General features: G+C 36.5%; 6 protein-coding genes, 2 tRNA genes and 1 pseudogene. 3 read left to right on the top strand and 6 right to left on the bottom strand.

The genetic code is table 11. The features are described 5' to 3' along the window. Window positions 1–153 precede the first annotated feature (153 nt). Window positions 154–227, bottom strand: a tRNA-Gln gene (locus tag ACFINR_RS08220). 367 nt (window positions 228–594) lie between these two features. On the opposite strand from ACFINR_RS08220, the gene ACFINR_RS08215 reads away from it, so the two are divergent. The 3 genes and pseudogenes from ACFINR_RS08215 to ACFINR_RS08205 all read left to right on the top strand — a co-directional run. Next, window positions 595–765: a hypothetical protein gene (locus ACFINR_RS08215; RefSeq protein ID WP_375653936.1), complete on the top strand. Its 171-nt coding sequence runs from the start codon at window positions 595–597 to the stop codon at window positions 763–765. Between the two features lie 292 nt (window positions 766–1,057). Beyond that, the gene (locus ACFINR_RS08210; RefSeq protein ID WP_375653932.1) at window positions 1,058–1,189 is read left to right on the top strand and encodes a hypothetical protein; all 132 of its coding nucleotides are present in this window, start codon (window positions 1,058–1,060) and stop codon (window positions 1,187–1,189) included. 1,043 nt (window positions 1,190–2,232) lie between these two features. After that, a pseudogene (locus ACFINR_RS08205) lies at window positions 2,233–2,438 on the top strand (DNA adenine methylase); the annotation flags it as partial. Window positions 2,439–2,575: 137 nt separating this feature from the next. Here the strand turns inward: ACFINR_RS08205 and ACFINR_RS08200 are convergent. The 5 genes from ACFINR_RS08200 to ACFINR_RS08180 all read right to left on the bottom strand — a co-directional run bounded on the left by ACFINR_RS08200 (window position 2,576) and on the right by ACFINR_RS08180 (window position 6,422). Further along, window positions 2,576–2,649 (bottom strand) — tRNA-Gln (locus ACFINR_RS08200). Between the two features lie 64 nt (window positions 2,650–2,713). Then, complete coding sequence (locus ACFINR_RS08195) at window positions 2,714–3,472, bottom strand: ABC transporter ATP-binding protein (RefSeq protein ID WP_375629926.1); 759 nt, start codon at window positions 3,470–3,472, stop codon at window positions 2,714–2,716. Continuing rightward, window positions 3,469–4,344, bottom strand: a complete 876-nt coding sequence (locus ACFINR_RS08190; protein WP_375632550.1) for an iron chelate uptake ABC transporter family permease subunit — start codon at window positions 4,342–4,344, stop codon at window positions 3,469–3,471. Before ACFINR_RS08190 ends, ACFINR_RS08195 begins: the two co-directional genes overlap by 4 nt. A gap of 67 nt (window positions 4,345–4,411) precedes the next feature. Beyond that, a complete protein-coding gene (locus tag ACFINR_RS08185; protein WP_375613670.1) occupies window positions 4,412–5,368 on the bottom strand; it encodes an ABC transporter permease in 957 nt (318 codons plus the stop codon). Between the two features lie 103 nt (window positions 5,369–5,471). Beyond that, window positions 5,472–6,422, bottom strand: a complete 951-nt coding sequence (locus tag ACFINR_RS08180) for a siderophore ABC transporter substrate-binding protein (RefSeq protein WP_375653929.1) — start codon at window positions 6,420–6,422, stop codon at window positions 5,472–5,474. Window positions 6,423–6,455 lie beyond the last annotated feature (33 nt).

Below are 6,455 nucleotides of genomic sequence, written 5' to 3'. Positions count from 1 at the left end.
GAAAAAGAGGCTTTAAATGATCTTTGAAAGGTCTTTGAAGACCCTTTGAGAACCCCTTAAAAACTCTTTGAAAAAAAATAAATTGGTACAAAACCTAGTGGCAAATTATACAAAACCTGCTGGCAAGCTACAACAAGCTACATACATACAAACTGGCTGGGGAACTTGGATTCGAACCAAGATTGACGGAGTCAGAGTCCGCTGTTCTACCATTAAACTATTCCCCAATAAGCCAATTTTACCATTTCTAGCAGATTCTATAGTGTAGGCAAGTGCAAAAAATCTTTAGATTATCGATAATAAAGAGCGATAGGGATATCATTATAATCCCCGTAGTGGCGGTCTCAATATTTTCGCATATAGCAATAAGCGAATAAAAACATATAAATAGAGCACACCGCGAATGGAGGCATCACAAACTCTTGTTGAAATATTCTCTAATAGGTATAGCCTGTCAGGCAACAGCTACTAAATCATGGAGAATTTATGAGTAATATTCCTACTTATCCTGTTACCCCAAACCTACAGTTGGTATACATCTCAAACATAGAGTACTCTACGGCTTTTTACAAATTCATCTTCAAGAAAGAACCTGTGTTTACCTCGCCACGCTATGTTGCATTTGCTTCTTCGGGGGATGCTCTCTTTGCTCTCTGGTCTGGGGGCGATACGCCTGAGGAAAATGCACCTCGTTTTTCAGAAATCGGCATTATGTTGCCTACTGGAGAGGACGTAGATAAGCTCTATACGGAATGGAAAGAGTAAACCACTGTTGAGATAAATGTTTTGAAGGAACCGTATACTGATGTATTTGGACGTACCTTCCTAATCAAAGATCCAGACGGACATATTATTCGTGTTTGTCCACTGGATTAAAAAGCTTGAGATCTGATCTTTAATTGTCTGAATTATAATACCTGAATTATAATAATTGTCTGTTTCCAAAACCTATAAGCTATGCAAGCTAAGAGGCTTACTTACGACGTGTGGCTTATCCGTTCGGTGCTGTTCCACTATATTCAGCCCCACAACCTGCCTGTTTCCACAGGCGGTCTAATTGGCTTGGACATCAGTCGGCGTTATTGCACGGCCAGTGATCAGTACTTGTAAAATCATAGAAGCTATCCCTCATCGCCTTATGTGGAGTCTTTTGTTGGAATGGGAGGAATACTCTTTACAAGGAAATTGATATCTTTATGAAGTTAAAAAGGTATTGTACATAAAAACTAATAAAATCAATACATTAAGTGCAGTTATTTTGTATGAATCCACTTAAGAATCCCTACTTTTATGCATGTTTGAATTGATCATTTTTTATATAAGATTGCCATGGATGTATAGACTATAAAAAGCAAATCATGATGCAAATACTATAACGCATGGGTGCATTCAAATGAAATGAAAAGCGGTTATCATTCATAACGTATCATAAATTTTATGATACGTTTTTAAAAACGCTTACTAAAAAGTTAGTAAATGATAGGCAGGCATTATATAGATACTATCATCACAATATAGAATGAAAATCACAATGTTATGTCTTATGAAATTGAAAGCCTTTTAATGATATAACGCAAGCAAGCGAGAAAAAAACGTTTTAAAAGTTACAGTTTAAAAATACGAAACCAAATGAGCTCTCTCAAAATTTGGGGGGCACCTATTGAAAAAAAGATGAGGCAGCAAAATTCAAAACCATTGTAACATCTAAGGTATGGGATTTTATTCAATTTTGAGTCAAAAGCTATAATGTTTAAAGATGGCTATTCTAAAGATAACGCCTCCAAAATTGGATTGGTTAATTTTGCCAACTCAAATTTGAGCTGGTTAATTTGCAAAGAAGTTACATTTGAGTGCAAAATGAAAAGATACTTATGAAAGCCGTATTGAGAAGACATTCATTTAAGATGCATTTTCTTTTGATTGGATTGATAAAGTTACCAAGCGTTTATAGATTCTATAATGCTAATGAATGATATCAAAATCATAGCTATCATTTACGTTATCTTTTGATAAGTTTTCATATTTCTAAATAGAGCACTTGCAATATGATACGTTTTGTATATATGAATTTATTACTCCATTGTGGATGATTCATTTGAATCTTATAATCAATATCTGAAAGCCGCGTCATATCATTTGGCTCGGCTTTCTTTTTTGAATTCTCTCTTTAGATAGGTTTATAGCTGTTAGATAAGGCTTTCCCATAAACAGAGCCAGATATACGTGTATTACTATGGAAAGGATTTATTTGCGAGAGGATTACCAGACAATGTTTGCTTTGCTTGCGCAAGAGAAAAATTCTTCTCTCTCAATGATGTGTCTCAGATCCGAAAAATCTTTAGCCAATTTAAGATAAAAGAGGTTGGCACATCTTATACATGTGGTTCAAAGAATCCGCACCGGCTCAAGAGCTTATCATCTCAAATTGCAATTTTTAGAGGAAGAGAAAATATGCATTAAAGGGATTTTAAATAACCCTTGAAAGTTTTTGAAGATCCTTTGAAAAAAATAAATTGATGCAAAACCTGCTTTCAAATTATACAAAAGCCGATGACAAGCTACAATCATTAAATACTGGCTGGGGAACTTGGATTCGAACCAAGATTGACGAAGTCAAAGTCCGCTGTTCTACCATTAAACTATTCCCCAATAAGCCAATTCTACTATCCCTAGCAGATTCTATAGTGCATGCAAGCGCAAAAAATCTTTATGATTATCGATAATAAAGAGCGATAGGGATGTCATTAATTGTTTTGATTTGAATATCGACATCATAAATGTCTTTAAGAATTTTTGGTTGCATAATTTCTTTTGGAGTCCCACAATAGGCCGCTTTCCCATTTTTCAATGCAACAATCATATCTGAGTAAGATGAGGCAAAATTAATATCGTGCATAACAATAAGAATGGTTTTTTTCAGTTCATCAGCTGTGCGGCGTAATTGCTTCATCATAGAAACCGCATGTTTCATATCCAGATTGTTTAATGGTTCATCTAAAAGAAGATAATCAGTGTCTTGGCAGATAACCATGGCTATAAAAGCGCGTTGACGCTGACCGCCAGAAAGCTCATCTAAAAAACGGTCTTGTAAATCTTGTAAGCCGAGATAGCGTAGCGCACTGTCGATAAATTGTTTATCTTCATGTGTATACCAGCCTTTTGAATAAGGATAGCGTCCGAAACTTACTAAATCGTACACGGTTAAGCGAAAAGACAAAGGATTTTCTTGACGCAGAATTGAGAGTTTTTGAGCCAAAATATCGTGGGGCATTTTATCAATATCAAAGCCGTCGATATGAATTGTACCATTATGGTGTGGCAAAAGACGTCTTATCAGCATTAAAAGAGTTGACTTTCCCGAACCATTGGGCCCAATAAGAGAAATAATCCCCCCTTTTGGAAGATGAAGGCATAAATTATCGATAATCAATCGTGTTCCGTAAGCCTTGGAAAGATGATTGATCTCAATCATTTTAGTTTTCCCTTCATCAGTAACATTAAGAAAACAATTCCCCCACAAAACTCAATGATAAAACTTAAACGCCCTGCCATATGAAAAATTTGTTCTAAAATAAATTGTCCCCCCACCAGACAAATAATAGCCAATAATATTGCAATTGGAACAACAATACTGTGTTTTGCTTGAGGAGAAAGTTCATAGGAAAGGTTGGCAACTAACAGTCCAAAAAAGGTGACGGGGCCTACTAATGCGGTGGAAATGGATACGAGAATGGAAACAAAAATAAGGACAGCTGTCGCACTTTTGTGGTAATTAACGCCAAGATTAAGAGCATTTTCACGTCCCAAAGCCAAAATATCAAGAAGATGACGGGAATGCCATCCAATCAGACTCACAATGAAGACAATGATTGTGGCAAAGCCTATTAACGGTGTATTGAATTTATTAAAATTTGCAAACATAATATCCGTTAAATTCATCATTTGGTCTGGATTTAGTTGCAATTGCATAAACATCCGTAAACTGAAAAAAAATCCGCCTAAAACAACACCGATTAAAAGCGTTAAATGAAGTCCTTTTAGGCTTCCTGAAAAGAGCCAGCGAAAAAGGCTTATTGAAAAAAGAATAAGAATGAGGGCTTCAAGAACGAGCTGTCCTTCTTCATTCAAAAAGGGCAAAGAAAGAGAGCCTACAAAATACATTAGGGCAGTCTTTATTAAAATATAAAGCTGATCAAATCCCATAATTGAAGGAGTAAGAAGACGATTATTAACGATTGTTTGAAATAAAACCGTGGAAACGCTTATTGCATAGGCAATAAGAAGCAAAGAGGAAAGTTTTGTAAGACGAAATTTCCATGTATAAACATTGATGTTCCACGTCATGTAAAGACTAATGACAGTGCATGCTATGATGATAAGTGTTGTTAGTACACATATTGTTTTTCTTCTTCTATCCAAGACGCTTTCTCCAGCGTAAAAGCAGTATCATAAAAATAAAACTACCGATTACACCCATTATGGTGCTGATGGGAATTTCAAGAGAGGGATGAATGATTCGTCCTAAAAGATCACAAATCAAGACCAATCCTGCACCGCTGATGGCCACCCAAGGAGCGGTATAGCGCATATTATCTCCCATGAAACTTGAAACAATATTTGGAATAATCAACCCAACAAAAGGAATACGGCCAATGGTACAGACAACAACAGCAGTGATTGAGGCGACAATAAAAAGACCAAAAAACATGACAACACGATAATTCAATCCAAGGTTATTGGTTAAATCTTCTCCCAAACTTGCAACCGTAAAGCGATCAGCAGTACAATAGGCCAGAATACAAAGGGGAAGGGATAGCCATAAGAGCTCATATTTTCCTTCAAGAACCATCGAAAAACTGCCAAATAAGTAAGCTTGAAGAGAAGGAAGTAACATTTCATAATCTGCAATGGCATTGGTTAAAGAGCCAATAATATAGCTTAGCATAATCCCTGTAAGGGGTACAATGAGAGCAGATTTTAGAGGAATGCGTCGCAATAAAAACATAAAAAGTAAAGTGCCTACCATGGCAAAAATTGTCGCAACGACCATTTTTCCTAAAACAGGAATATCGGGCCAAAAAATCATAATAAAAAGAATGCCAAGGGAAGCAGATTCAATGGTTCCAGTGGTTGATGGCTCGACAAAGCGATTGCGTGTTAATAGTTGCATAATCATGCCTGAAAGTGCAAGTGCTGCGCCTACTAAAAGGATTGCAATGGTACGAGGAAGACGTGTTTGCCAAAAAATAAGCCACGCATGGGGATCGGCTGCGAAAAGGTTAGAAGGTGTGACATCAGAATAACCAACAAAAATGCTGAGGATAGACAGGAAAATTAGAAGTGTTATGGTTATCCAGTAATTCTTCACGTTAAATCATTTTCTAACAAAATCTACAAAAAGCAAAGACTGCTTAATAAACAACCTCTGCTTTTAAATTTTATTTATATAGCAAGCAAGCTCTTTCGTGCGCTTATTTGCTCTTTGTAAAGGCTTCATTGATCTGCTGTGCGGTTTCAATGAGTGCCGTTAAACCGCCATTTGCACGATACCAACTCCAAGAGTCCAAATAAATAATTTGGTTTTGTTTGCTTGCTGTTGTGCGGTGAACAAGCTCATTGTTGAGCAATTGTGTTGCGGATTGTCCTTCCCGTCCAATGGCTGCATCGCGATCAATCACTAACAACCAATCAGGATTGGTTTCAAGAATGAATTCAGGAGAAATGAGTTGTCCATGTTTTTGCACAGTAAGTTTATCGGTTGCAGGGGCAATTCCAAAAGCGGAGTGAAAAATATCGAAACGTGATTTTGGTCCGAAAGCACTGATTTTTCCACCAGAGGTCATGAGTATGAGCCCGGTGCCTTTTCCTTGGGTATTTTTACGGACTTCAGCAAAAGCTTCATTGATTTTTGCAATTTCCTTTTCTGCTTCTTGTGTTTTACCAAAAATTTTTCCAAGGATAGACACATTTCGTTTTATATCTTCAAGAGAATTTTCGTTTTCTACTGTTAGATCAATTGTTGGGGCTATTTTGGATAAGTCTTTATATTTTGCTTGAGTTCTGGAGGAAATAATAATCAAATCGGGTTGAAGAGTGGCAATTTTTTCATAATCTGGCTCAAAAACGGTTCCAATTCTTTCATATTTTGCATCGTCAAATTGTTGTAGATAGGAAGGTTTTTTTCCTTCAGGAAGGCCGATAACTGCTTGGATACCAAGGCGATTCATATTATCTAGCGAGGCAAGATCAAACACAACAACCTTTTGCGGAGAAGTGGGAACAGAAGTCGTGCCTGAAACATGATCAATCGTTACATTTGTCTGGGTACTGGTATTTGCAATACTCGTATGAGTCCACAAAATCGTTGCAAAACTAATTGCAACCAGTAAAACAGAAGTCATCCATTTCATATATTTTATCATCGTGATTTTATCCTTTTATCTAATATTACAAAG

It is taken from the genome of Bartonella sp. AP19HLJMH (genome assembly GCF_042196245.1).
GTDB lineage: Bacteria > Pseudomonadota > Alphaproteobacteria > Rhizobiales > Rhizobiaceae > Bartonella.
Note: the sequence above shows the minus strand (reverse complement) of the source record. Positions and strands in the feature narration are given on the sequence as shown.